Annotated in this window: 20 protein-coding genes and 1 pseudogene; 12 read left to right on the top strand and 9 right to left on the bottom strand. The window is 72.7% G+C overall.

Features of this window, described 5'->3' with window-relative positions; all coding sequences use genetic code 11:
- Positions 1-29 precede the first annotated feature (29 nt).
- Positions 30-806, bottom strand: a complete 777-nt coding sequence (locus QM788_RS14605) for a hypothetical protein (RefSeq protein WP_415662186.1) — start codon at positions 804-806, stop codon at positions 30-32.
- A gap of 112 nt (positions 807-918) precedes the next feature.
- On the opposite strand from QM788_RS14605, the gene kynB reads away from it, so the two are divergent.
- The 5 genes from kynB (at position 919) to QM788_RS14580 (ending at position 6802) form a co-directional block, all read left to right on the top strand.
- Entirely contained in the window at positions 919-1563 is a 645-nt protein-coding gene (gene kynB / locus QM788_RS14600) for an arylformamidase (RefSeq protein ID WP_415662185.1), read from the top strand.
- Positions 1560-2810 carry a kynureninase gene (gene kynU / locus QM788_RS14595; protein WP_415662184.1) on the top strand — a complete coding sequence of 417 codons (1251 nt, stop codon included), beginning with the start codon at positions 1560-1562 and terminating at the stop codon, positions 2808-2810. The genes kynB and kynU overlap by 4 nt, the downstream gene beginning before the upstream one ends.
- Positions 2810-3637, top strand: a complete 828-nt coding sequence (gene kynA / locus QM788_RS14590; RefSeq protein ID WP_415662183.1) for a tryptophan 2,3-dioxygenase — start codon at positions 2810-2812, stop codon at positions 3635-3637. Before kynU ends, kynA begins: the two co-directional genes overlap by 1 nt.
- 26 nt (positions 3638-3663) lie before the next feature.
- Positions 3664-5481 (top strand): aminopeptidase P family protein, encoded by a 1818-nt coding sequence (locus QM788_RS14585; protein WP_415662182.1) that lies wholly within the window; start codon positions 3664-3666, stop codon positions 5479-5481.
- Positions 5482-5644: 163 nt separating this feature from the next.
- Complete coding sequence (locus QM788_RS14580) at positions 5645-6802, top strand: NAD(P)/FAD-dependent oxidoreductase (RefSeq protein WP_415662181.1); 1158 nt, start codon at positions 5645-5647, stop codon at positions 6800-6802.
- Here QM788_RS14580 and QM788_RS14575 read toward each other — a convergent pair.
- The 6 genes from QM788_RS14575 to QM788_RS14550 form a co-directional block, all read right to left on the bottom strand.
- Positions 6738-7442: a hypothetical protein gene (locus QM788_RS14575; protein WP_415662180.1), complete on the bottom strand. Its 705-nt coding sequence runs from the start codon at positions 7440-7442 to the stop codon at positions 6738-6740. The genes QM788_RS14580 and QM788_RS14575 overlap by 65 nt on opposite strands.
- Positions 7443-7627: 185 nt before the next feature.
- Positions 7628-8812 (bottom strand): efflux RND transporter periplasmic adaptor subunit, encoded by a 1185-nt coding sequence (locus QM788_RS14570; protein ID WP_415662179.1) that lies wholly within the window; start codon positions 8810-8812, stop codon positions 7628-7630.
- Positions 8813-8815: 3 nt separating this feature from the next.
- Positions 8816-10252 carry an efflux transporter outer membrane subunit gene (locus QM788_RS14565; RefSeq protein WP_415662178.1) on the bottom strand — a complete coding sequence of 479 codons (1437 nt, stop codon included), beginning with the start codon at positions 10250-10252 and terminating at the stop codon, positions 8816-8818.
- Positions 10253-10260: 8 nt separating this feature from the next.
- Complete coding sequence (locus tag QM788_RS14560) at positions 10261-11766, bottom strand: DHA2 family efflux MFS transporter permease subunit (protein WP_415662177.1); 1506 nt, start codon at positions 11764-11766, stop codon at positions 10261-10263.
- 50 nt (positions 11767-11816) lie between these two features.
- Positions 11817-12251 (bottom strand): MarR family winged helix-turn-helix transcriptional regulator, encoded by a 435-nt coding sequence (locus QM788_RS14555; RefSeq protein WP_415662176.1) that lies wholly within the window; start codon positions 12249-12251, stop codon positions 11817-11819.
- 46 nt (positions 12252-12297) lie between these two features.
- Complete coding sequence (locus QM788_RS14550) at positions 12298-13701, bottom strand: short-chain fatty acyl-CoA regulator family protein (protein ID WP_415662175.1); 1404 nt, start codon at positions 13699-13701, stop codon at positions 12298-12300.
- Positions 13702-13818: 117 nt separating this feature from the next.
- Between QM788_RS14550 and QM788_RS14545 the strand changes: the two genes are divergently transcribed.
- From QM788_RS14545 to QM788_RS14520, 6 genes and pseudogenes are all read left to right on the top strand, one after another.
- A complete protein-coding gene (locus QM788_RS14545) occupies positions 13819-14256 on the top strand; it encodes an acyl-CoA thioesterase (RefSeq protein WP_415662174.1) in 438 nt (145 codons plus the stop codon).
- Positions 14257-14290: 34 nt separating this feature from the next.
- Positions 14291-15445, top strand: coding sequence for a 2-methylcitrate synthase (prpC, locus tag QM788_RS14540; RefSeq protein ID WP_415662173.1), 1155 nt, complete (start codon positions 14291-14293; stop codon positions 15443-15445).
- Between the two features lie 124 nt (positions 15446-15569).
- Positions 15570-18198 (top strand): annotated as a pseudogene (gene acnD, locus QM788_RS14535) (Fe/S-dependent 2-methylisocitrate dehydratase AcnD).
- Between the two features lies 1 nt (position 18199).
- Complete coding sequence (prpF, locus tag QM788_RS14530) at positions 18200-19378, top strand: 2-methylaconitate cis-trans isomerase PrpF (protein ID WP_415662172.1); 1179 nt, start codon at positions 18200-18202, stop codon at positions 19376-19378.
- 20 nt (positions 19379-19398) lie between these two features.
- Positions 19399-20259 (top strand): isocitrate lyase/PEP mutase family protein, encoded by an 861-nt coding sequence (locus QM788_RS14525; protein WP_415662171.1) that lies wholly within the window; start codon positions 19399-19401, stop codon positions 20257-20259.
- Positions 20260-20266: 7 nt separating this feature from the next.
- Positions 20267-20932 (top strand): phosphohydrolase, encoded by a 666-nt coding sequence (locus QM788_RS14520; protein WP_415662170.1) that lies wholly within the window; start codon positions 20267-20269, stop codon positions 20930-20932.
- Positions 20933-21002: 70 nt separating this feature from the next.
- On the opposite strand, the gene QM788_RS14515 is transcribed toward QM788_RS14520, so the two are convergent.
- Together QM788_RS14515 and QM788_RS14510 are read right to left on the bottom strand one after the other, a co-directional pair.
- Complete coding sequence (locus QM788_RS14515) at positions 21003-21206, bottom strand: hypothetical protein (RefSeq protein WP_415662169.1); 204 nt, start codon at positions 21204-21206, stop codon at positions 21003-21005.
- A gap of 265 nt (positions 21207-21471) precedes the next feature.
- Entirely contained in the window at positions 21472-22929 is a 1458-nt protein-coding gene (locus tag QM788_RS14510; RefSeq protein ID WP_415662168.1) for a short-chain fatty acyl-CoA regulator family protein, read from the bottom strand.
- Positions 22930-23062: 133 nt separating this feature from the next.
- On the opposite strand from QM788_RS14510, the gene QM788_RS14505 reads away from it, so the two are divergent.
- Positions 23063-24571, top strand: coding sequence for a CoA-acylating methylmalonate-semialdehyde dehydrogenase (locus QM788_RS14505; protein ID WP_415662167.1), 1509 nt, complete (start codon positions 23063-23065; stop codon positions 24569-24571).
- The last annotated feature ends 30 nt before the right edge of the window (positions 24572-24601 follow it).

Genomic DNA, 24601 nt, shown 5'->3' with positions numbered 1-24601 from the left:
GGCGATTCGCCCGGGCTATCGGCGGCGGGTCAGGGCTTGCGGTAGGCCGGGCGGCCGCGCAGCCGGCCGATGGCCGCCCACCAGGCCTCGGCCTGCTGCCGGCGCGCGTCGTCGGTGTGCCGCGGCACGGCCAGGTACAGATCGACCTGGGACAGCGGCCGCGCCAGCATCACCAGCGGCGCCGCGACCGGGTCGGCCATCAGGTGGTCCGCCTCCGCCTGGAAGGCCACGCCGAGGTCCACCCGCCGCGCGGCGATCTTCAGCAACAGCTGGCGCGTGGTCAGCGCGGAGTCGTCGACGGCCACGCCCAGCTGCCGCAGCTGCTCCGCGGCCAACCGGACGTTGACCCGCGTGCCCACCGTCAGCGACGCCGGGTCGCCGCCGCCGCTCAGCTGCGTGCCGTCCCAGGCGTAGGGAGCGTCCTTGCGCTTGATCCACACGAAATTCAGGGTCGCCACGCGCTGCGCCGGGTCCGGCGCGCCGTCCTTGCTCGGGAACAGGTAGCGCGCCTGCACTTCCGCGGCCGGCGACAGCAGCACCGCATGCGTCTCGTGGCCCTCGATGGCCGTCCGGCAGCGCCGTGGCGGCAGCCGCAGCAGCTCGACGTCCAGCCCGGCCTGGCGGCCCGCATCGACGACCAGGCGCTCGGCGATGCCCGGCCGGGCGGGGTCGTTGTACAGATAGGGCGGCGCCACCAGGTCCGGCACGCAGACCCGCCACAGCGGGCGCGGCCCGGCCTCCGCCGGCAGCGCCGAGACCGCGCAACCCGCGGCCACCAGGAAACTCCACAGCGCCCTTGCCCACATGGCCGTGATGATACGTAGCGGGCTGGTGTCGGCACCTCGTTGGTGCCAGCGGCCGCGCAGTTGGAATTAACCGACACCACGCCCGCCCCGCCATTGCTATGGTGCCGCCGCCATGAGCCCTTCCCGCCTCCCGCCGCGCCTGTGGGACATCTCCCCCACCATCGCGCCCGACTCCCCCCGCTTCCCCGGCGACGAGCCCTATACGCTGCGCTGGACGGCCCGGCTCGGCCCCGGCTGCCCGGTCAACCTCAGCGCGATCAGCCTGTCGCCCCATGTCGGCGCGCATGCCGATGCGCCGCTGCACTACGCGAACGGCGCGCCGGCCATCGCCGACGTTGCGCTGGCGCCCTACCTGGGGCCCTGCCGCGTCATCCACGCGCTCGGCGCCGCGCCGCAGGTCACCGTCGAGCACCTGCGGCATGCGGAGCCCGGCCTGCCGCCGCGCGTGCTGGTGCGCTGCTGCGAACGCGCCGCCACGGCGTGGGATCCCGCCTTCGCCGCCTACGCGCCCGAAACCGTCGAGTGGCTGGCCGCGCGCGGCGTGGTGCTGATCGGCATCGACACGCCCAGCGTGGACCCGGCCGACTCCAAGTCGCTGGACAGCCACCAGCAACTGCACAGGCTGGACCTGCGCGTGCTGGAAAACCTGGTGCTGGACGACGTGCCCGAGGGCGACTACGAGCTGATCGCCCTGCCCCTCAAGCTCCACGGCGCCTGCGCCTCGCCGGTGCGCGCCATCCTGCGGGAACTGCCATGACCCGAGACGACGCCCTCGCGCTCGACGCGCACGACCCGCTCGCGCCCTTGCGCGAGCATTTCACGCTGCCGCCCGGCGTGGTCTACCTGGACGGCAACTCGCTCGGCGCGCTGCCCCGGGCCACGCCGGAGCGCATCGCCCGCGCGGTGCAGCAGGAATGGGGCCAGGGCCTGATCGCCAGTTGGAACACGGCCGGCTGGATCACGCTGCCGCGCCGGCTCGGCGACCGCCTGGCGCCCTGGCTCGGCGCCGGCCCGGGCGAGGTGCTGGTGGCCGACTCCACCTCCGTCAACCTCTACAAGGTGCTGCACGCGGCGCTGCGGCTGCGGCCCGGGCGCCTGCGCATCGTCGGCGAGCGCGGCAACTTCCCGACCGACGACTACATCGCGCAGAGCGTCGTGCAGGCCCACGGCGGCGAGCTGGTGCTGGCCGACACGCCCGAGGGCCTGCCGGCGCTGCTGGACGAGCGCTGCGCGGTGCTGATGCTGACCCACGTGAACTACCGCAGCGGCCGCATGCACGACATGGCCGCGCTGACGCGGCAGGCGCACGCGGCCGGCGCGCTGGCCGTCTGGGATCTCTGCCACAGCGCGGGCGCGGTGCCGGTCGACCTGCGCGGCAGCGATGCCGACTTCGCCGTCGGCTGCGGCTACAAATACCTGAACGGCGGCCCCGGCGCACCGGCCTTCGTCTGGATGCACCCGCGCCACCACGGCCATGCCGCGCAGCCGCTGTCCGGCTGGCTGGGCCATGCCGCACCCTTCGAGTTCTCGGGCGGCTACCGGCCGGCCGGCGGCATCCAGCAGTTCCAGTGCGGCACGCCGCCGGTGCTGGCCTGCGCCGCGCTGGACGCCGCGCTCGACGTGTTCGACGCCGCGCAGCGGCTCGGCGGCATGGCCGCGCTGCGCCGCAAGTCGCTGGCGCTGACCGAGGCCTTCATCGCCGGGGTGGACGCGCAGCTGCCGCAGGCGCGCCTGGAGTCGCCGCGCGACCCGGCGCTGCGCGGCTCGCAGGTGTCGCTCTCGCTGCCGGCCGGGGTGGACGGCTATGCGGTGATGCAGGCGCTGATCGCGCGCGGCGTCGTCGGCGACTTCCGGGCCGGCGAGCCCGGCCTGCTGAGATTCGGCTTCACGCCGCTGTACACGCGCTTCGTCGATGGCGCCGAGGCGGTCGCAGCGCTCGCCGACGTGCTGGCCACCGAGGCCTGGCGCCAGCCCCAATTCATGCAACGGCATTCGGTGACCTGATGAGCACGCTCGACCACCACGGCGCCCAGCTCGATTTCTCCGGCGACATGAGCTATGGCGACTACCTGCAGCTCGACGCCATCCTGAACGCGCAGGCGCCGCGCTCGCCCGACCACAACGAGATGCTCTTCATCGTCCAGCATCAGACCTCGGAGCTGTGGATGAAGCTGATGCTGCACGAACTGCAGGCGGCGGTCGCCCACGTCGCGGCGGACCGCCTGCCCGAGGCCTTCAAGATGCTGGCGCGGGTGTCGCGCATCATGGAGCAGCTCGTCCACGCCTGGGACGTGCTGGCGACGATGACGCCGCCCGAGTACAGCGCGATCCGCCCCTACCTCGCCAAAAGCAGCGGCTTCCAGAGCGCGCAGTACCGCCGCATCGAGTTCATGCTCGGCAACAAGAACGCCGCCCTGCTCAAGCCCCACGAGCACCGGCCCGAGCTGCTGGCCCAGGTGAAGCAGGCCTTCGACGCACCCTCGCTGTACGACCAGGTGCTGCAGCTGATGGCCCGCCGCGGCCTGCCGGTGCCGGCCTCGCACCTGGCGCGCGACTGGACCCTGCCCTACCCGGCCGACGACGGCGTGAAGGACGCCTGGCTGGCCGTCTACCGCGAGCCGCGCACGCACTGGGACCTCTACCAGATGGGCGAGGAACTGGTGGACCTGGAGGACGCCTTCCGCCTCTGGCGCTTCCGTCACGTGACGACCGTGGAGCGCGTCATCGGCTTCAAGCGCGGCACCGGCGGCACGGGCGGCGTCAGCTACCTGCGCAAGATGCTGGACGTGGTGCTGTTCCCGGAGCTGTGGGCGTTACGAACGGATCTGTAATCGGCCGAAACCTAGAATCCCAAGCCATGGACACCCGCACCTCCGACACCCATTTGCGCATCGAACGCCTGCGCGACGCCCTCGCCGCCCATGGCGTCCACGCCGTGCTCGTGCCCTCGGCCGACCCGCATCTGTCCGAGTACCTGCCCGAGCGCTGGCAGGGCCGGCAGTGGGCGTCGGGCTTCACCGGCTCGATGGGCAACCTCGTCGTCACGCGCGACGGCGCCGCACTGTTCGCCGACAGCCGTTACTGGACGCAGGCCGAGGCCCAGCTCGCCGGCACCGGCATCGCGCTCGAAAAGGTCAGCTCCGGCGCCTCGACGCAGTACATCGACTGGCTCGCCCGGCAGTTGCAGCCCGGCCAGGTGCTGGCCGTGGATGGCCAGGTGCTGGGCCTGGCGCTGGCCAACGCGCTGCGCACGGCGCTGGCGCGCGCCGGCATCGCGCTGCGCACCGACCTCGACCTGGTGCAGGACGCCTGGGACGGCCGCCCCGGCCTGCCCGGCCAGCCCGTCTACGAGCACCAGCCGCCGCAGGCCGCCGTGAGCCGCGCCGACAAGCTGGCCCGCGTGCGCGCCGCGATGGCCGCCGCGCAGGCCAGCCACCACCTGGTCTCCACCGTCGATGACCTCGCCTGGCTGCTGAACCTGCGCGGCTCGGACGTGGAGTGCAACCCGGTCTTCATCGCCCACCTGCTGCTGGACACGGCCGGCGGCCAGCTCTTCATCGCCGACGGCAAGGTGCCCGCCGACGTGGCCGCCCGGCTCGCGGCCGACGGCATCCGGCTCGCGCCCTATGCCGGGGCCGCCGCCGCGCTGGCCGCGCTGCCGGCCGGCGCCACGCTGCTGGTCGACCCGAAGCGCGTGACGCTGGGCCTGCGCGAGGCCGTGCCGGCGGGCGTGCAGGTCGTCGAGCAGATCAACCCCAGCACGCTGCTGAAGAGCCGCAAGACGGCCGAGGAAGCCGCCTTCATCCGCGAGGCCATGGCCCAGGACGGCGCGGCCCTGTGCGAGTTCTACGCCGCGTTCGAGGCCTCGCTGGCGCGCGGCGAGCGCTGGAGCGAGCTGGACGTGGATGCCCGGCTGTCCGCCGAGCGCGCCAAGCGCCCCGGCTTCGTCGGCCTGAGCTTCAGCACCATCGCCGGCTTCAACGCCAACGGCGCGCTGCCGCACTACCGCGCGCTGCCCGAGTCGTTCTCGCAGATCGAGGGCGACGGCCTGCTGCTGATCGACTCCGGCGGCCAGTACCTCGGCGGCACGACCGACATCACGCGCGTCTGGCCCATCGGCCGGGTGTCGGACGCGCAGAAGCGCGACTACACGCGGGTGCTGAAGGGCACCATCGCGCTGTCGCGCACCCGCTTCCCGCGCGGCACGCTGAGCCCGATGCTGGACGCCATCGCCCGGGCGCCGCTGTGGGAACACGGCCTGGACTACGGCCACGGCACCGGCCACGGCGTCGGCTATTTCATGAACGTGCACGAGGGTCCGCAGAGCATCAGCAAGGCCATCCCCGACGCGACGATGGCGATGGAGCCCGGCATGGTCACCTCGATCGAGCCTGGCCTGTACCGGCCGGGCCAGTGGGGCGTGCGCATCGAGAACCTGGTGCTGAACGTCGCCGTGGACACGCCGGAGCACGGCGCCTTCGGCGAGATGCTGGCATTCGAGACGCTGACGCTGTGCCCCATCGACACCCGCTGCATCGACGCCAGCCTGCTGCGCGCCGACGAGATCGCCTGGCTGAACGGCTACCACGCCACCGTGCGCGAGCGGCTGCGGCCGCTGGTGGGCGGCGCGGCGCTGGCCTGGCTGGTCGAGCGCACCGAGCCGCTGGCGGGCTGAGGGCTTGTGAACAAATCCCACACGCCCGCTCATCCCGCGCAGGCGCGGCCACTCGGCGTTGCAAATGCTCGCCGTAGCCCGAGCTACGCCTACGCTTTGCGCCTTGATTGGCCCCACCTGCGCGGGCTGCTCGGTCGCGCGGGATTCATTCACAAGCTCTGACATGGACCGCATCGACGTCGCCGTCATCGGCGCCGGCGTCGTCGGCCTGGCCATCGCCCGCGCGCTGGCGCTGCAGGGGCGCGAGGTGGTCGTCATCGAGGCGGCCGGCGCGATCGGCACCGGCATCTCGTCGCGCAACAGCGAGGTCATCCACGCCGGCCTCTACCACGCCGCCGGCAGCCTGAAGGCGCGGCTGTGCGTGCGCGGCCGGGCGCTGCTGTACGGCTACTGCGCCGCGCGCGGCATCGCGCACCGGCGCTGCGGCAAGCTGGTCGTCGCCACCCGCGCCGAGGACCTGCCCCGGCTGCAGGCGCTGGCCGCCAGCGGCGCGGCCAACGGCGTGGACGACCTGCGGCTGCTGGACCGCGCCGAGACGCGGGCGCTGGAGCCGGCACTGGAGGCGGCCGGCGCGCTGCTGTCGCCGTCCAGCGGCATCGTCGACAGCCACGGCCTGATGACGGCGCTGCTGGCCGACGCCGAGCAGGCAGGCGCCACGCTGGCGCTGGCCAGCCCGGTGACCGGCGGCGCGCCCGACGGGGCCGGCTGGCGGCTGCGCGTCGGCGAGGACTTCGAGCTGGGCGCGCGCCGGGTCGTCAACGCGGCCGGGCTGTTCGCGGCGCAGGTGGCCGCGGCGCTGGGCCGGCCGGCGCCGCCGCTGCGCTTCGCGCGCGGCCACTACTTCTCGCTGGCCGGGCGGGCGCCGTTCTCGCGGCTGATCTACCCGCTGCCGGTGGACGGCGGGCTGGGCATCCACCTGACGCTGGACCTGGGCGGCCAGGCCCGTTTCGGCCCGGACGTGCAGTGGCTGCCCGGCACCGACCCCGCCGCGCTGGACTACGGCGTTGATCCCGCACTGGCGCCCGCCTTCGAGGCCGAGGTGCGCGGCTACTGGCCAGGCCTGCCGGCCGGCGCGCTGCAGCCGGCCTACAGCGGCATCCGGCCCAAGCTGGGCGGCCCGGGCGAGCCGGCAGCGGATTTCCACATCGATGCCGCCGCGCCGGGCCTGGTCAACCTGTTCGGCATCGAGTCGCCCGGGCTGACGGCGGCGCTGGCGATCGCGGATCACGTGGCCAGCCTGGCCGGTGATGGCGGGCTCAGGCGCTCGTGTCGATCTGCCCCGCCGGGGCCGATGCCGCCGGCTGCAGCCAGTTGCGGCTGATCTGGTCGTAGAGCTTCTGCGCCAGCGCGGCGACCTGCGAGTTCAGGCCCTGGCCGTCATCGCCGGCCTCCGTGTTCGCCAGTTCCTTGAGTTGGCCGGCCAGCCGCTCCAGCTCGGAGACGACGCCGTCCTGGTTGACGTCCAACGGGTCGAAGCCGCTGGCGGCGGTGGCATCGGTAGCGCCGGTACCGCCGCTGCCGCCGGGTGGCGCAGGCGGCGGGCCGCCCGCGCCGGGCGCGGCCTGCGGGGAGCGCGCCGCCTCGAACTCGGCCTTCGAGAGCTGGCCATCGCCATCGGCATCCATCGTGGCGAAGGCCTCGTCGCCGCCGCCGGCCGGGCCGCGGCCCTGCGCGAACTCCAGCGTCGAGGCCGGCGGCGGCATCAGCTCGCGCAGGCCCTGGCCCAGCTCGTCGCCGGACAGGCTGCCGTCGCCGTCCATCTGCTGGAGCAGCGCCGCGCTGTCGACGTCGGCGGACTGGCCGCCCTGTTCCAGCATCGCGGCCAGTTCGGCCGCGTCGACGCCGCCGCTACCGTCGCCGTCCGCCTTGGCGAACCTGCGCGCCTCCTGCTCCGCCCGGCGGGCGCCCGGCCCGCTGTCCCAGATCCGGTTGGTACCGCCAAGGCCGCTGATCGTGCTCATGGGCTTCTCCTTTTGCTACGGGTGAATGAACCGCCGCCGTGGGCGGCGGGACGGTTCATTCTTGGTAGCGCCGGTAAGCCGGCTGTGTTCAGCCTGTGTCGGGGCGGACACAAAGGGGTGGGGCAAGCCGCGAGCAGGGCGGGGATCGCGGTGCATCTCGAAAAGGCCGCGGCTTCCCCCGCAGTTCAGCCCTTGGGCGGGCGCAGGGCCTGCTTCGCGATGATCGCGTCCGCCGCTTGCTCGGCCTGCTGCAGCGGCTGGCCCAGCGCCTGCGTGCTGTAGGCGGGGGCGGCCGGCGCGGCGGTGCCGAGCACGGCGCCGCTGGTGTCGCGGGTGTCCACAGTCACGTCCATCGACAGGCCGATGCGCAGCGGGTGCGCGCGCAGTTCGGCCGGGTCCAGCCCGATGCGCACCGGCACACGCTGCACGACCTTGATCCAATTGCCCGTCGCGTTCTGCGCCGGCAGCAGCGAGAAGGCGCTGCCCGTGCCGGGCGACAGGCCCAGCACCTTGCCGTGGAACTCGACCTGGCTGCCGTAGACGTCGGCCTCCAGCAGCGCGGGCTGGCCGACGCGGATGTTGGGCAGCTCCGACTCCTTGAAATTCGCGTCCACCCAGAGCTGGTCCAGCGAGACGATGGACATCAGCGCCGTCCCCGGGATCACGCGGCCGCCGACCTGCACGCTGCGTTTGCCGACATAGCCCGTCACCGGCGACACCACGGCGTTGCGGCGCAGCGCGATCCAGGCCGCCACGTACTCGGCCCGCGCGGCCAGCACGCTGGGGTGCTCGGCCAGGCTCACCCCCTGCACGCCGGCGCGGGCGCCGTCCACCTGCCGCTGCGCGACGTCCAGCGCCGCCTGCGCGCTCCTGACGGCCTGGCGCGCGTGGGCGATTTCCTCGGCCGGCAGGGTGTCGCCGGCCGCCAGCGGCTCGCGGCGGGCGAGGTCGTCCTGGGTGCGCCTCAGATCCTGGCGGCGCAGCTCGACGGCGGCCTCGTACTGCGCGACGCCGGCATAGCGCTCGCGCAGCTGGCGCACCGTGTTGCCCAGCCGCGCCTCGGCCTGGGCGAGCGCGACCTCGGCGTCCACCGGGTCGAGCCGGACGAGTTCGGCACCCGCCTGCACCAGCTGGGTCTCGTCGGCGCGGATCTCTGCGACGTTGCCGGCCACCTGGGACGACAGCGTGACCATGTTGCCGCCCACGTAGGCGTTGTCGGTGGTCTCGCGCCGGGACAGCACGAGGTGGCCATAGGCGGCGTACAGCAGGCCGGCGATGACGAACAGCGCCGTGATGCCGGCGAGGGCGCGGCGGCGCCTGCGTTCGAGCGGGGTGGCGCCGGGGGTCGGGTCGGAGGTGGTCGTGGACATGGTTCAGTTCCGGGAGGGCTGTGAGGAGGGCTCGGCCTGGTAGCCGCCGCCCAACGCCTGCGTGAGGGCGACTTCCGCCTGCAGCCGCTGGCGGTCCAGCTGCAGCGCGGCCTGGCGCTCGCGCAGCACGGCCAGGGTGGCCTGCACGGTGCTGGCGCTGCCGGCCAGGCCCTGGCGTCGGCGTGCTTCGGCGCTGCGCTGCTGGGACTCGGCCAGAGAAATGGCCTGCTGCTGCTGCCGCGCCTGGGCGGCCAGACCTTGCAGCGCGGCGGCGGCCTGGGCCACGTCGCGCACGGCATCGAGCACGCGCTGGTCGTAGTCGGCGATGCGTTCGTCGCGCACGTCGCGGGCCTGGCCGAGCTGGCCCTTCAACGTGCCGGTGCTGAACAGCGGCAGCGCCAGTGCCGGGCCGATGAGGAAGGTGCGGCTCGCCGTCCGGAACAGGCGCGGCAGCGTGAGCGCGTCCAGGCCGAGGGCGGCGCTGAGGTCGATCTCCGGGTAGAAGGCGGCCCGGGCCGCCTCCACGCGGCTCATGGCGGACTCGACCTGCCAGCGCGCGGCCTGCAGGTCGGGCCGGCGCGCGAGCAGCTCGTAGCCGAGCCGGGGTGGCAGCGTCGCCTGCGCCGCGGGCAGCGGGCGCGGGCGCAGCGCGGCCGGCAGGTCGTCGCCCGGGCCGAGCAGCGCGCGCAGCGCCTCGCGCCGGCCCAGCGCGCCGGCCTCGGCCTCGGCGATGCGCTCGCGCAGCGCGGCGAGCCGGGCGGCCTGGGCGCGCGGCTCGTCGGCCGAGGCCAGGCCGTGCGCGACGCGGCGCTCCTCGTCGTCGATCAGCCGCTGCTGGGCCTCGGCCTGCTCGCGCAGGCCGGCGGCCAGCGCCCACAGCCCCTGCAGCTCGAAATAGCTGCCCGCCACCGCGCCGGCCAGCGCCTGGCGCACCTGGGCGGCCTCGGCGCGGCGCGCGAACTCCTCGCCCGCGGCGGCGGTGACCTGGGAGCGATGGCGGCTCCAGAGGTCGAAGTCGTAGCGGGCCTGGATCTGGGCGCTGAAGTCGTTGACGCTGGCGCCGCCGATGGGCGACGGGAACAGGCCGTTGGCCGAGTAGCGCTGGCGCTTGGCGCCCGCCACCACGCCGGCTTCGGCGCCGGCCGCGGCATGCGCGACGAGCAGCGCCTGCCCGGCCGCGTCGACGCGCGCGGCCGCCGCCCGCAGCGTGGGGCTGGAGGCCAGGGCGCGGGCCACCAGGGCGTCGAGCTGGGGGTCGCCGTAGCGCGCCCACCACGGGTCCGCGGGCCAGGCGGCGGCGCCGGCGGCGCGGATGTCGCCGGGCAGTTCGGCGGGCGGCGGCGCAGGCATGGCGACCGCGTGCGGCTCGGGCGGCACGCTGACGCAGGCGGTCAGCGCGGCCGCGAGCGCCGCCGACGCCAGGATTCGGATGTCGGGCATGTTCACTCTCACTCCAGCGCCGCGTGGTTGGCGGCCGGGTCGGGCTTGGATCGGGGTGGCCGCATCAGCAGCAGCAGCGGGATGATGGACAGCGTGACGAGGAACATCATCCAGAAGTTGTCGACGTAGGCGACCATGGCCGCCTGCCGCGTGATCTCGGCGTTCAGCAGCGTGGCGCCGGCCGCGCCGCCGGCGCCGTAGCTGGCCGTCACGGCCGGGTCCTGCAGCATCGGGTTGGCGATGTTGACGTGCTCGGTCAGCGAGGCATGCACCACCTGCACATTGCGGGTCAGCAAGGCCTGCACCAGCGCGATGCCGACGCTGCTGCCGATGTTGCGCACTAGGCTGTAGATGGCGGTGCCCTCGGCCCGCACCTCGGGCGCCAGCGTCGAGAACGTGGCCGCGCTCAGCGGCACGAACACCAGGCCCAGGCCGACGCCCTGGATGATGCCGGGCCAGACGATGTCGGCCTGCGACAGCACCAGTGTGTACTGGCTCATCTGCCACAGCGAAAACGCCGTCACCGCGAAGCCCGCCGCCAGCAGCGCGCGCACGTCCACGCGGCCGACGAGCTTGCCGACGATCATCATCGACACCATGGTACCCAGGCCGCTGGGCGCGGTGACGAGGCCGGCCGTGGCGGCCGGGTAGCCCATCAGGCCCTGGAGCATCGACGGCGTCAGCGCCCGCGTGGCGAACAGCACCATGCCGACGATGGCGATGAACAGCAGCCCGGTGACGTAGTTGGCGTTCCTCAGCAGCCGGTAGTCGAAGAAGGACTGGCCGGCCGGCCGCAGCGCAGTGTGCGCGACGAAGAAAGCCAGGCTGACCGCCAGCAGGATGGCCTCGACCCAGGTCTCGGTGGCCGCGAACCAGTCGTTCTGCTCGCCGCGGTCCAGCAGCATCTGCAGCGCGCCGATGGCGAGGCTGAGCGTCGCGAAGCCGAACAGGTCGAACCGCATGCTGCGCGCGGCGCGTGCGGCGTGGATGTATTTCCAGACGCCCCAGAAGGCCAGCGCGCCCACCGGCACGTTGATGAAGAACACCCAGCGCCAGTTGTAGGCGTCGGTCAGCCAGCCGCCCAGCGTGGGGCCGAGGATGGGGCCGATCATGACGCCCATGCCCCAGACGGCCATGGCCTGGCCGTGCCGCTCGCGCGGATTGATGTCCAGCAGCACGGCCTGCGACAGCGGCACCAGCGCCGCGCCGAACACGCCCTGGATGAAGCGCGCCAGCACGATCTCCGTCAGATTGCCCGCCATGCCGCACAGCACGGACGCGACGGTGAAGCCGCCGATGGACGCGAGGAAGATGGTCTTCTGGCCGAAGCGGTCGCACAGCCAGCCGGTCAGCGGCATGGTGATGGCCGACGCGACGATGAAGGAGGTCAGCACCCAGGTGATCTGGTCCTGCGAGGCCGACAGGTTGCCCTGCATGTGCGGCAGCGCCACGTTGGCGATGGTGCCGTCCAGCGCCTGGATGACCGTCGCCAGCATGATGGAGACGGTGATCATCACGCGGTTGGGCTCCGCTGCTGCGGCGACGGGGGCCCTGGCGGCGGCGCTCACAGGCTGGCCTCGACCCGCGCCTGCAGCGCCTCCAGGAACTCGGTGGCTGCCTGCAGGCGCGCGCGGTCGACGCCGCCCAGCAACTCCTTGCGGTAGGCGTCGGCCACCGTGCGGACCTTGTCGTAGAGCGCACGGCCGGCCTCGGTCAGTACGACGTGCTTGACGCGCCGGTCCGTCGCGGACGGCGCGCGCGCGACCAGCCCCGCCTTGGCCAGCCGGTCCACCAGGCTCACCACGGACGGCCCCTCCACGCCCAGCCGGGCCGCCAGCTCGGTCTGCGACAGCGCTTCGCGGGCGTTGGCGACGTTGGCGATCGCCATCCAGCCGGCCTGCCCCACGCCCAGGTCCTTCAGGCGGCGGTCGAGCGCCTGCCGCCAGGCCCGCGCCATGTGGTGCAGCGCCATCGAGAAGCGCTCTTCGGTGGAGGGCATGGTTCGCTCTCTAATCGTTAGACCGCGCCTGGCAGGCGCCGGCGGCTCAGCCGGCCGCGTAGGGCTGGGCGGCGCGCTCGTTCTCGTCGATGCGCAGCCGCTTGCCCAGCGCCGGGAAGGCGCGCTGCCCGCAGTCCTCGCGCTCGCAGAGCTTGCAGCCGGGGCCGATGGGCGTGGCGCTTTCGGGGTCGCTCAGGTCCAGGCCGCGGGCGTAGACCAGCTGGCTGGCGTGGCGCAGGTCGCAGCCCAGCGCGACCGCGAACTCCCGCGCCGGCGAGCCGTAGCCGCCGGTGGCGCGCAGCTCGCCGTGCGCGATCCACAGGTAGCTGCGCCCGTCCGGCATGCGGGCCACCTGGGTCAGCACGCGCCCGGGCTGGGCGAAGGCTTCGTAGACGTTCCACAGCGGGCAGGTGCCGCCGCTGCGGGAAAAGTGGAAGTCCGTGGCCGACTGGCGCTTGGAGATGTTGCCCGCGCGGTCCACGCGGATGAAGAAAAAGGGCACGCCGCGCGCCTCGCGGCGCTGCAGCGTGGAGAGGCGGTGGCAGGCCGTCTCGAAGCTGACGCCGAAGCGGCGCGCCAGCAGCGCGATGTCGTAGCGCAGCTCCCGGGCGGCGGCCAGGAACTCGCCATAGGGCAGCACCAGCGCGCCCGCGAAGTAGTTGGCCAGCCCGATGCGGGCCAGCGCCGCCGCCTCGGGGCTGAAGCGGCCGCTGGCGACCAGGCGGGCAATCTCGGCCTCGTTCTCCAGGTAGGCCAGTTGCGTGGCCATCTGGAAGGCGCGCTGCCAGGGCGCCAGCGATTCCGACAGCAGCAGCAGGCGCCGCGCCGGCTCGAAGCGGCGCAGCCGCCCCTCGGGCACGGCCTGCACGTACACGCCGTGCGCCTGCGCCAGGTGGGCCTCGAGCCGCGCCGGCAGGTCCTGCCCCGCCGCGCCGGCCGCCAGCCGCCGCGCCAGTGCCTCGGCGGCGCGGTCCAGCACGTCCATGTGGTTGTGGTGGGCGTAGAAGAAGTCGCGCACGTCCTCGTGCGGCCCCTGGCCGGCGCCGGCCGCGGCGGCGTCGCGCTCGCCCAGGCCCAGGCTCTCCACGCGCTGCTCGGCACCCCGGGCGCGGGCGTGCAGGCGCAGCAGCAGCTGGGCCATCGCGGGCATCTGCTGTGCCAGCGTGCGCAGTTCGGCGTCCGGCACGCCGCCGGCCGGCGCGGTCTCGGCGACGATCTCGTGCAGTTGCGCGAACAGCCGGGCCTCGTCGTCCTCGGAGAAGAACTGCAGGTCCACGCCCAGCGCGGACTGCAGCCGCAGCAGCACCTGGACGCTGAGCGGCCGCTCGTTGTTCTCCAGCTGGTTCACATAGCTCGGCGAGAGCTTCAGCGCCTGGGCCAGCGCGGCCTGCGTCAGGCCGCGCTGCTCGCGCAGGGTCTTGAGCTTCACGCCCAGAAAGGTTTTTCTCATCTTTGCAATGTTCGCAAATCGCAGCGACCGGCTTCGCAATTTATTGCCAATTCAACCATTGAACCCCTCGTGCGAGGATGCAAAGATTGCGAACTGCAATGACTATCCCATGCCGGCATGGACTGGATCAAGACCCTCGCCGCGGCGCCGCTGGATGCGCTGACGCGCACCGAACTCGTGCTGCCGCAGCAGGCCAACCACTACGGCACGCTGTTCGGGCCGGCGGCGCTGTCGCTGCTGGGCGAGACGGCCTACCTCGCCGCGGCCCGCTTCGGCCGGCAGCCGGTCGTCATGGCGGCGGCCCGCGACATCGAATTCCTCGCGCCGGTGGCCGTCGGCGCGCTGCTGCACCTGCACGCCCGCGTGGCCCGGCGGGGGCACAGCTCGATGACGGTCGAGGTCTGCGCCGCGCTCGACGCCGACCCCGGCGCGCCGCCGCAGGAGGTGCTGCGCGCCTGCTTCGAGATGGTCGCGGTGGACGCCGCCGGCCACCCGACGCCGCTGACCGCCCGCGACGGCCGCCTCGCGCCGCCCCCCGCTTCCCCCACGCATTGACCCCTTCGACACCCCAGCCCTTCCAGGAGTCCCCATGAGCGAAACCACCACCCCCGGCTTCAAGCCCAAGAAGTCCGTCGCGCTGTCCGGCGTGACGGCCGGCAACACCGCGCTGTGCACCGTCGGCCGCAGCGGCAACGACCTGCACTACCGCGGCTACGACATCCTGGACATCGCCGAGGTCTGCGAGTTCGAGGAGATCGCCCACCTGCTGGTCCACGGCAAGCTGCCGACCCGCGCCGAGCTGAAGGCCTACAAGGCCAAGCTGAAGGCGCTGCGCGGCCTGCCCGACGCGGTGATGGGCGCGCTGGAGACGCTGCCCGCCGCCGCCCACCCGATGGACGTGATGCGCACCGGCGTGTCCGTGCTCGGCTGCGTGCTGCCCGAGAAGGACGACCACAACCTGCCCGGCGCACGCGACATCGCCGACCGGCTGATGGCCTCGCTCGGCTCCATGCTGCTGTACTGGTACCACTTCAGCCACAACGGCCGCCGCATCGACGTGGAGACCGACGACGACTCCATCGGCGGCCACTTCCTGCACCTGCTGCACGGCGAGGCGCCGAGCGAGAGCTGGGTGCGCGCGATGCACACCTCGCTGAACCTCTACGCCGAGCACGAGTTCAACGCCAGCACCTTCACCGCGCGCGTCGTCGCCGGCACGGGCAGCGACATGCACTCGTCCATCGCCGCCGCGATCGGCGCGCTGCGCGGCCCCAAGCACGGCGGCGCCAACGAGGTGGCCTTCGAGATCCAGAAGCGCTACGACAACCCCGGCGAGGCCGAGGCCGACATCCGCGCCCGCGTCGAGCGCAAGGAAGTCGTCATCGGCTTCGGCCACCCGGTCTACACCGTCAGCGACCCGCGCAACGTCGTCATCAAGGGCGTGGCCAAGCAGCTCTCCGACGAGGCCGGCTCGACCAAGATGTACGACATCGCCGAGCGGCTGGAGTCGGTCATGTGGGAGGTCAAGAAGATGTTCCCCAACCTCGACTGGTTCAGCGCGGTGAGCTACCACATGATGGGCGTGCCGACGGCGATGTTCACGCCGCTGTTCGTCATCGCGCGCACCAGCGGCTGGGCGGCGCACGTGATCGAGCAGCGCATCGACAACAAGATCATCCGCCCCAGCGCCAACTACACCGGCCCGGAAGACCAGAAGTTCATCCCCATCGACGAGCGCCAGTGAACCGGCCTCAGTCCCCGAGGGGACGGCGATGTGCTCGCGGCATCGAGCCGCGAGCACATCGCCAGCGCGGGCCGGCTTGGGGCGGCCCGGCGCTCAGCCCGCAACTATGCGAATGGATGACTGAATGAACATGCAATACCGCAAGCCCCTGCCCGGCACAGCGCTGGACTTCTTTGACGCCCGCGAGGCCGTCGATGCGATCGAGCCGGGCGCCTGGGCCACGCTGCCCTACACCGCCCGCGTCCACGCCGAGAACCTCGTGCGCCGCGCCGACCCGGCCGAGCTGGGCGCCTACCTGCGCCAGCTCATCGAGCGCCGCCGCGACCAGGACTTCCCCTGGTTCCCGGTGCGCGTGGTCTGCCACGACATCCTCGGCCAGACGGCGCTGGTGGACCTGGCCGGCCTGCGCGACGCCATCGCCAAAGAGGGCGGCGACCCGGCGGCCGTGAACCCGGTCGTGCCGGTGCAGCTGATCGTGGACCACTCGCTGGCCGTCGAGTGCGGCGGCTTCGACCCCGACGCCTTCCGCAAGAACCGCGAGATCGAGGACCGCCGCAACGAGGACCGCTTCCACTTCATCGAGTGGACCAAGCAGGCCTTCGACAACGTGGACGTCATCCCGGCGGGCAACGGCATCATGCACCAGATCAACCTGGAGAAGATGTCGCCGGTGGTCTACGTGCAGGATGGCGTGGCCTTCCCGGACACCTGCGTCGGCACCGACAGCCACACGCCACACGTCGACGCGCTGGGCGTCATCGCCGTCGGCGTCGGCGGCCTGGAGGCCGAGAACGTGATGCTCGGCCGCGCATCGTGGATGCGGCTGCCGGACATCGTCGGTGTCGAGCTGACCGGCCGGCGCGCGCCCGGCATCACGGCCACCGACGTGGTGCTCGCGCTGACCGAGTTCCTGCGCCAGCAGAAGGTCGTCGGCGCCTACTTGGAGTTCTACGGCGAGGGCGCCGACAGCCTGTCCATCGGCGACCGCGCGACCATCGCCAACATGTGCCCCGAGTACGGCGCCACGGCCGCGCTGTTCTACATCGACGCGCAGACCATCGCCTACCTGAAGCTCACCGGCCGCAGCGACGAGCAGGTGAAGCTCGTCGAGCACTACGCCCGCACGGCGGGCTTCTGGGCCGACACGCTGGCGACCGCGCGCTACGAGCGCGTGCTGCGCTTCGACCTCGGCAGCGTCGTGCGCAACATGGCCGGCCCGTCCAACCCGCATCGCCGGCTGCCGACTTCGGCGCTGGCCGAGCGCGGCATCGCCGACGAGGCCAAGCTCGCCGCCGGCCGGCAGCAGGAGGCGCAGGGCCTGATGCCGGACGGCGCCGTCATCATCGCGGCCATCACCAGCTGCACCAACACCAGCAACCCGCGCAACGTCATCGCCGCCGGCCTGCTGGCGAAGAAGGCCAACGCGCTGGGCCTCGCGCGCAAGCCCTGGGTCAAGAGTTCGCTCGCGCCCGGCTCCAAGGCCGTGGAGCTGTACCTGAAGGAGGCCGACCTGCTGGGCGAGCTGGAGAAGCTCGGCTTCGGCATCGTCGCCTTCGCCTGCACGACCTGCAACGGCATGAGCGGCGCGCTCGACCCCAGGATCCAGCAGGAGATCATCGAGCGCGACCTCTACGCGACCGCCGTGCTCTCGGGCAACCGCAATTTCGACGGCCGCATCCACCCCTATGCGAAGCAGGCCTTCCTCGCGTCGCCGCCGCTGGTCGTCGCCTACGCGCTGGCCGGCACGGTGCGCTTCGACATCGAGCACGACGTGCTGGCCGTCGTCGCGGGCCGCGAGATTCCGCCTGAAGGACCTCTGGCCCAGCGACGAGGAGATCGACGCCGTGGTGGCCCGGGCCGTCAAGCCCGAGCAGTACCGCGCGGTCTACGAGCCGATGTTCGCCATCCGCGCCGACAGCGGCGAGCGCGCCGCGCCGCAGTACGACTGGCGCCCGCAGTCCACCTACATCCGCCGCCCGCCCTACTGGGACACCGAGGGCGTCGGCGCGCTGGCCGCCAACCCGCGCACGCTCGCCGGCATGCGCCCGCTGGCGCTGCTGCCGGACAACATCACGACCGACCACCTGTCGCCGTCCAACGCCATCCTGCCGGACTCGGCGGCCGGCGAATACCTGGCGAAGATGGGCCTGCCCGAGGAGGACTTCAACTCCTACGCGACCCACCGCGGCGACCACCTGACCGCGATGCGCGCCACCTTCGCCAACCCGCAGCTCGTCAACGAGATGGCGGTGGTGGACGGCCGGCAGCAAAAAGGCTCGCTCGCCCGCGTCGAGCCCGAGGGCCGGGTCGTGCGCATGTGGGAGGCCATCGAGACCTACCTGAACCGCCGCCAGCCGCTCATCATCATTGCCGGCGCCGACTACGGCCAGGGCTCCTCGCGCGACTGGGCCGCCAAGGGCGTGCGGCTGGCGGGCGTGGAGGTGGTGGTGGCCGAGGGCTTCGAGCGCATCCACCGCACCAACCTGATCGGCATGGGCGTGCTGCCGCTGGAGTTCCAGCCCGGCAGCAACCGCCTGACGCTGCAGCTCGACGGCACCGAGACCTTCGACGTGACCGGCGAGCGCACGCCGCGCGCGGTGCTGACGCTGGTCGTGCGCCGCCGCAACGGGGAGGTCGTCGAGGTGCCGGTCAACTGCCGGCTGGACACCGCCGAGGAGGTCTCGGTGTACGAGGCGGGCGGCGTGCTGCAGCGCTTCGCGCAGGATTTCCTCGCACAACAACAGGCCGCATGACATGACAGCCCCACAGACCAAGATCCCCGCCACCTACATGCGCGGCGGCACCAGCAAGGGCGTGTTCTTCCGCCTGCAGGACCTGCCGCCCGCCGCGCAAACGCCGGGCCGCGCGCGCGACCGGCTGTTCCAGCGCGTCATCGGCAGCCCCGACCCCTATGCCGCGCAGATCGACGGCATGGGCGGCGCGACCAGCAGCACCAGCAAGTGCGTGATCCTGTCGAAGAGCAGCCGCCCCGGCCATGACGTGGACTACCTCTACGGCCAGGTCGCCATCGACAAGGATTTCGTGGACTGGAGCGGCAACTGCGGCAACCTGTCCACGGCGGCCGGCGCGTTCGCGGTCCACGCCGGCTTCGTGGCGCCGGCCGGCGACGGCGTCTGCACGGTGCGCATCTGGCAGGCCAACATCGGCAAGACCATCGTCGCCCACGTGCCCGTCAAGGATGGCCAGGTGCAGGAGACCGGCGACTTCGAGCTGGACGGCGTGACCTTCCCCGCCGCCGAGATCGTGCTGGAGTTCATGGACCCGGCCGAGGACGGCGACGACGGCGGCGGCTCGATGTTCCCGACCGGCCGCCTCGTGGACGAGCTGGACGTGCCCGGCCTCGGCCCGCTGCGTGCGACGCTGATCACGGCCGGCATCCCGACCATCTTCGTCAACGCCGCCGACGTCGGCTGCACCGGCACCGAGCTGCGCGAGGCCGTCAACGGCGACGCCGCCGCGCTCGCGCGCTTCGAGGCCATCCGCGTGGCCGGCGCGCTGCGCATGGGCCTCATCAAGTCGGCCGACGAGGCGGCCACGCGCCAGCACACGCCCAAGGTCGCCTTCGTCGCGCCGCCGCAGGGCTATGCCGCGTCCAGCGGCAAGCGCATCGCGGCCGGCGACATCGACCTGCTCGTCCGCGCGCTGTCGATGGGCAAGCTGCACCACGCGATGATGGGCACCGCTTCTGTCGCCATCGCGGCGGCGGCGGCCGTGCCCGGCACGCTGGTCAACCTCGCGGCCGGCGGCGGCGAGCGCCACGCGGTCTGCTTCGGCCACCCCTCGGGCACGCTGCGCGTCGGCGCCGAGGCCCGCTGCGTGGAGGGCCAGTGGCGCGTCGCCAAGGCCGTCATGAGCCGCAGCGCGCGCATCCTGATGGAAGGCTGGGTGCGCGTGCCCGGCGACAGTTTCTGAACCCCTCCCCCGCACACACCATGTCCACCCGCAAGCAACTCAAGGCCCTGGCGCAGGCGCGCCGCGGCGTCATCGTGCCCGGCGCGTTCAACGCGCTGTCCGCCAAGGTCGTGGCCGACCTCGGCTTCGAGGCGATCTACGTCACCGGCGCCGGCGTCACCAACATGTGGTTCGGCATGCCCGACCAGGGCTTCATGGGCCTGGCCGAGATCGCCGACCACACGGCCCGCATCCGCGACGCCGTGGAGCTGCCGCTGATCGTCGACGCCGACACCGGCTTCGGCAACGCGCTGAACGTCATCCACACCGTGCGCACGCTGGAGCGCGCCGGGGCCGACTGCATCCAGTTGGAGGACCAGGTCGCGCCCAAGCGCTGCGGCCATTTCTCGGGCAAGGAAGTCATCTCCACCGAGGAGGCGGTCAGCAAGATCAAGGCCGCCGTGGACGCCCGCCGCGACCCGGACTTCCTCATCATGGCCCGCACCGACGCGGCGGCCACGCACGGCTTCGAGGCCGCCGTCGAGCGCGCGCAGAAGTTCGCCGAGGCCGGCGCCGACATCCTCTTCGTCGAGGCCGTCACGAAGGAGGACGAAGTGCGCGCGCTGCCGCAGCGCCTGGCCACGCCGCAGCTGATGAACATGGTCATCGGCGGCAAGACGCCCATCTTCGGCGCCGAGGAACTGGGCCGGCTGGGCTACGGCATCGTGCTGTACGCCAACGCCGCGCTGCAGGGCGCGGTGATGGGCATGCAGAAGGCGCTGACCGCGCTGCGCGACGACAAGCAGGTGCTGGAGAGCAGCGGCCTGGTCGCGCCCTTCGCCGAGCGGCAGCGGCTGGTTGCCAAGCCGCAGTGGGACGAGCTGGAGCGCCGCTACACCTGACTCGGCCATGAGCAGCGCCCGCGCCTGGATCCGCCTGCCCTCCGGCGCGGCGCTGGACCTGATCAACCCCTCGCCCGGCGCGTGGACGGACGACGACCTCGCGCTGCGCCTGGCGCGCACCTACCGCTGGGGCGGCGAGTCGACCTGGGCCTGGCCGCTGTCGGTGGCGCAGCACTCGCTGTTCGTGCTCGCGCTGCGCCGCGAAGGCAGCGCGGCGCCGCTGGCGCCGGGCGAGGCGCTGGCCGAACTGCTGCACGACGCGGAGGAAGGCTTTCTCGGCTTCGACTGCATCTCGCCGCTGAAGCGGGTGCTGGGCGAGCCATTCCAGGCCGTGGCCGGGCGGCTGATGGCGGCCATCGCGCAGCGCTACCGCCTGCCGGCCTGGACGCCCGAGGCCCATGCGGCGCACAAGCACGCGGACAGCGTGGCGGCGGCGTCCGAGGCGGTGCATTGCACCGGCTGGTCGCGCGACGAGGTGCGCGACGTGCTGGGCATCGCCCACCCGGTGCTGGCGCACGACCCGCTGCAGGCCGTCTACGGCGGCACCGCCTGGGAGCCCTGGCCCACCGACGTGGCGGCGCGGCGGTTTCTCGACGAACTGCGCCGGTTGTGCGGCGCGGCGGTCGAAGAGAACCCATCAGGCAGCAGCGGCTTGATGCGCGACCGTCCGTGAACCGGCCGCGAAGGCCGGGTTGGGCGCCGCGATGCAGGGCATCCGGGCCGCCCGCCCTCCTCGCCCGCCCTCACCGATACGGCTGGCCCGGGGCCGGCGCCGCCTGCACCCGCTGGCCGTTGACGTAGGCCGCGCCGTCGATCACCTCGATCAGCATGTCCCCCCATTCGCTGCTCCACACATAGCGCAGCACGCCCTCGGTGGCGAGCTCGAGGTCGGCCTGCGCGTCATCGTCCGGTCTCAGCAGGATCTGGGGCAGCAGCGGGGCGTTCATGGCGGGTATCGGGTGCGGCAGGCCGCACAGAATACGCCGCCCGGCGGGCGGGCGCCGATGCCGGACGCGCTTGGAAACAACCCGGGACCGACCCGGGTCGTTCGGCAAGGTGCTGCCCGGTCGCTCATCTGTCGTTTAGTGGGCACGTAGCCTGTCACCGCATCTCCCTGGCAGCAAGGACGTGGTTCGCTGACCGCTTACGCGGAAGGCGTCCATCGCCGACATCAGCCGCAGGCGCCGCGGCGCGCCGGCGGGCCGGCACGCCTCACGCCCCACTGAAACGGTAGGACACCAGCGACTCCCGGTCGCTGTCCGCCACCAGCGGCTTGCCGGCGGGCGGGAAGGCCCGCTGCACGCAGTGCTCGCGCGGGCAGACGCGGCAGCCCGGCCCGATCAGCGCGGCCTGCGCGGCGCCGCCCAGGGCCAGCCCGTCCGCATAGACCAGCTCGTGCGCCTGCGCGAGGTCGCAGCCCAGGCCGATGGCGAAATGCTTGCGCTGCGCGCGGAAGCCGCCGCCGCCCTGGCGCTCGATGGTGCGGGCGATGCCGAAGAAGCGGCTGCCGTCCGGCATCTCCGCCACCTGCGTCAGGATGCGGCCGGGCTGGGCGAAGGCCTCGTGCACGTTCCACAGCGGGCAGGCGCCGCCATGGCGCGCGAAGTGGAAGGTGCCGGCGCTCTGGCGCTTGGAGATGTTGCCGGCCTGGTCCACCCGCACGAAGTAGAACGGCACGCCACGCGCGCCCTGGCGCTGCAGCGTGGACAGGCGGTGGCACACGGTCTCGAAGCCGACGTGGAAGCGCTGCTGCAGCAGTTCCACGTCGTAGCGGCTCTCGCGCGCGGCGGCCAGGAAGTCGGCATAGGGCAGCAGCACCGCCCCGGCGAAATAGTGCGCCAGGCCCTGGCGGGCCAGCGCGCAGGTGGCGTCGTCGGCGAAGCCGGCCTCGCGGATCTCGCCGGCCAGCACGTCGGCCGCCGTCAGCAGCGCGTATTGCGTGGCCATCTGGAAGGCCTGCTGCGCGTCGCTCAGGTGCGGCGGCAGTTGCAGCCGGCGGCGGCGCGCGTCGTAGTGGCGCAGCAGGCCGCCGTCGCCCGGGTCGGCCAGCGCCTCCACCGCCACGCCGCAGCGCTGCAGCAGCACCTCGCGCAACGCGGCGGCGCGCTGCGCGGGCCGCAGCGCCAGCTCGCGCGCCAGCGCCTCGGCCCGCCGGTCCAGCGTATCGAGGTAGTTGTTGCGGCGGTTGAAGAAGTCCCGCACCTCCTCGTGCGGCAGCGGCGCGGCCCAGGCGCGCGGCTGGCCGGCGCCCTCCTCGCCGTAGAAGCGGTCGATCAGCTGGGCATGCTCGTCCCGCAGCCGCTGGTGGCGCTGGTACAGCGCCACATAGGCCTCGGCCAGCTCGGGCGCCTGCTCCACCAGCCGCGCCAGCTGCGCGGCGGCCGGCGGCTCGGGCGCCAACGTGCGGTCGCTCAACGCGGCGTCCAGGTCGGCCAGCAAGCGCTTGTCCTGGTCCTCGGAGAACTGCGCCACGTCGCCGCCGAACACCTCGGCCAGCTTCAGCAGCACGCCGGCGGTGACCGGGCGCTGGTTGGTCTCGATCTGCGAGACATAGCTCAGCGACAGCCCCAGCCGCGCGGCGAGCTGGCTCTGGTTCCAGCCCCGCTGCTCGCGCAGCCGGCGCAGCCGCGGGCCGACGAAGAGCTTGCGGCCGGGCGCGTCGGATTTCACAACGTTGGCAGGCTTCACTGAATCCTTGCGAAGTGGTTTGCAATGTTTCTCTTTCACACCCGCCACCGCTTGAGCAATGTGAAATGTGTGGATAAATTCTGTGTGAAATTCCATCCCCCGTCGAGGAGACCCCATGAGCGGCGATTCCCTGCCCCGCGTGCCGTTGCTGATCAACGGCGAATTCGTCCAGTCCGCCACCACCGAATGGCGCGACGTCATCAACCCCGCCACGCAGCAGGTGCTGGCCCGCGTGCCGATGGCCACGGCCGACGAGGTGGCCGCGGCGGTCGCGGCGGCGCAGGCCGCGTTCAAGACCTGGCGCAAGGCGCCCATCGGCCAGCGGGCGCGCATCTTCCTGAAATACCAGCAGCTGATCCGCGACAACATCAAGTCGCTGGCCGCCATCCTGACCGCCGAGCAGGGCAAGACGCTGGCCGACGCCGAGGGCGACGTGTTCCGCGGCCTGGAGGTGGTGGAGCACGCGGCCAACATCGGCACGCTGCAGATGGGCGAGCGCGCGCACAACGTCGCGGGCGGGGTGGACACCTACACGCTGCTGCAGCCGCTGGGCGTGTGCGCCGGCATCACGCCGTTCAACTTCCCGGCCATGATCCCGCTGTGGATGTTCCCGATGGCCATCGCCACCGGCAACACCTTCGTGCTGAAGCCCAGCGAGCAGGACCCGATGGTGACGATGCGCCTCGTCGAGCTGGCGCTGGAGGCCGGCGTGCCGGCCGGCGTGCTGAACGTGGTGCATGGCGGCGAGCAGGTCGTCAACGCGCTGTGCGACCACCCGGACATCAAGGCCGTCTCCTTCGTCGGCTCGACGCGCGTCGGCACGCACGTCTACGAGCGCGCCAGCCTCACCGGCAAGCGGGTGCAATGCATGATGGGCGCGAAGAACCACGCCATCGTGCTGCCGGACGCGCACAAGGAGCAGACGCTCAACGCGCTGGCGGGCGCGGCCTTCGGCGCGGCGGGGCAGCGCTGCATGGCGGTGTCGGTGGCGGTGCTGGTGGGCGCGGCGCGCGAGTGGATCCCGGAGATCGTCTCCCGCGCCCGGGGCCTGACCGTTGGTGCCGGCGACGCCGCGGGCACCGACGTCGGCCCGCTGATCTCGTGCGCGGCCCGCGAGCGCGTGGAAAGCCTGATCGAGCGCGGCCTGCAGGACGGCGCCACGCTGGAGCTGGACGGCCGCCGGCCCGCGCTCGGCGGCCCGCTGCAGCAGGGCAACTTCGTCGGCCCGACCATCTTCAGCGGCGTCCGGCCCGGCATGGCCATCTACGAGCAGGAAATCTTCGGCCCGGTGCTGTGCATCGTCGGCGCCGAGACCATGGACGACGCCATCGCCCTCATCAACGCCAACCCGAACGGCAACGGCACGGCCCTCTTCACGCAGTCGGGCGCGGCGGCGCGCAAGTTCGAGGAGGAGATCGACGTGGGCCAGGTCGGCATCAACGTGCCGATCCCGGTGCCGGTGCCGCTGTTCTCGTTCACCGGCTCGCGCGCGTCCAAGCTCGGCGACCTCGGCCCCTACGGCAAGCAGGTGGTGCTGTTCTACACGCAGACCAAGACGGTCACCGCGCGCTGGTTCGATGACGCCTCCACCGGCGGCGTGAATACGACGATCAGCCTGAAATGATGCCCCTCGTCCAAGGCCTACCTTGGCCGG

This window comes from Roseateles sp., assembly GCF_047654785.1.
In the GTDB taxonomy this organism is placed as follows: domain Bacteria; phylum Pseudomonadota; class Gammaproteobacteria; order Burkholderiales; family Burkholderiaceae_C; genus Pelomonas.
This window is presented reverse-complemented; position numbering and strand designations above follow the sequence as displayed.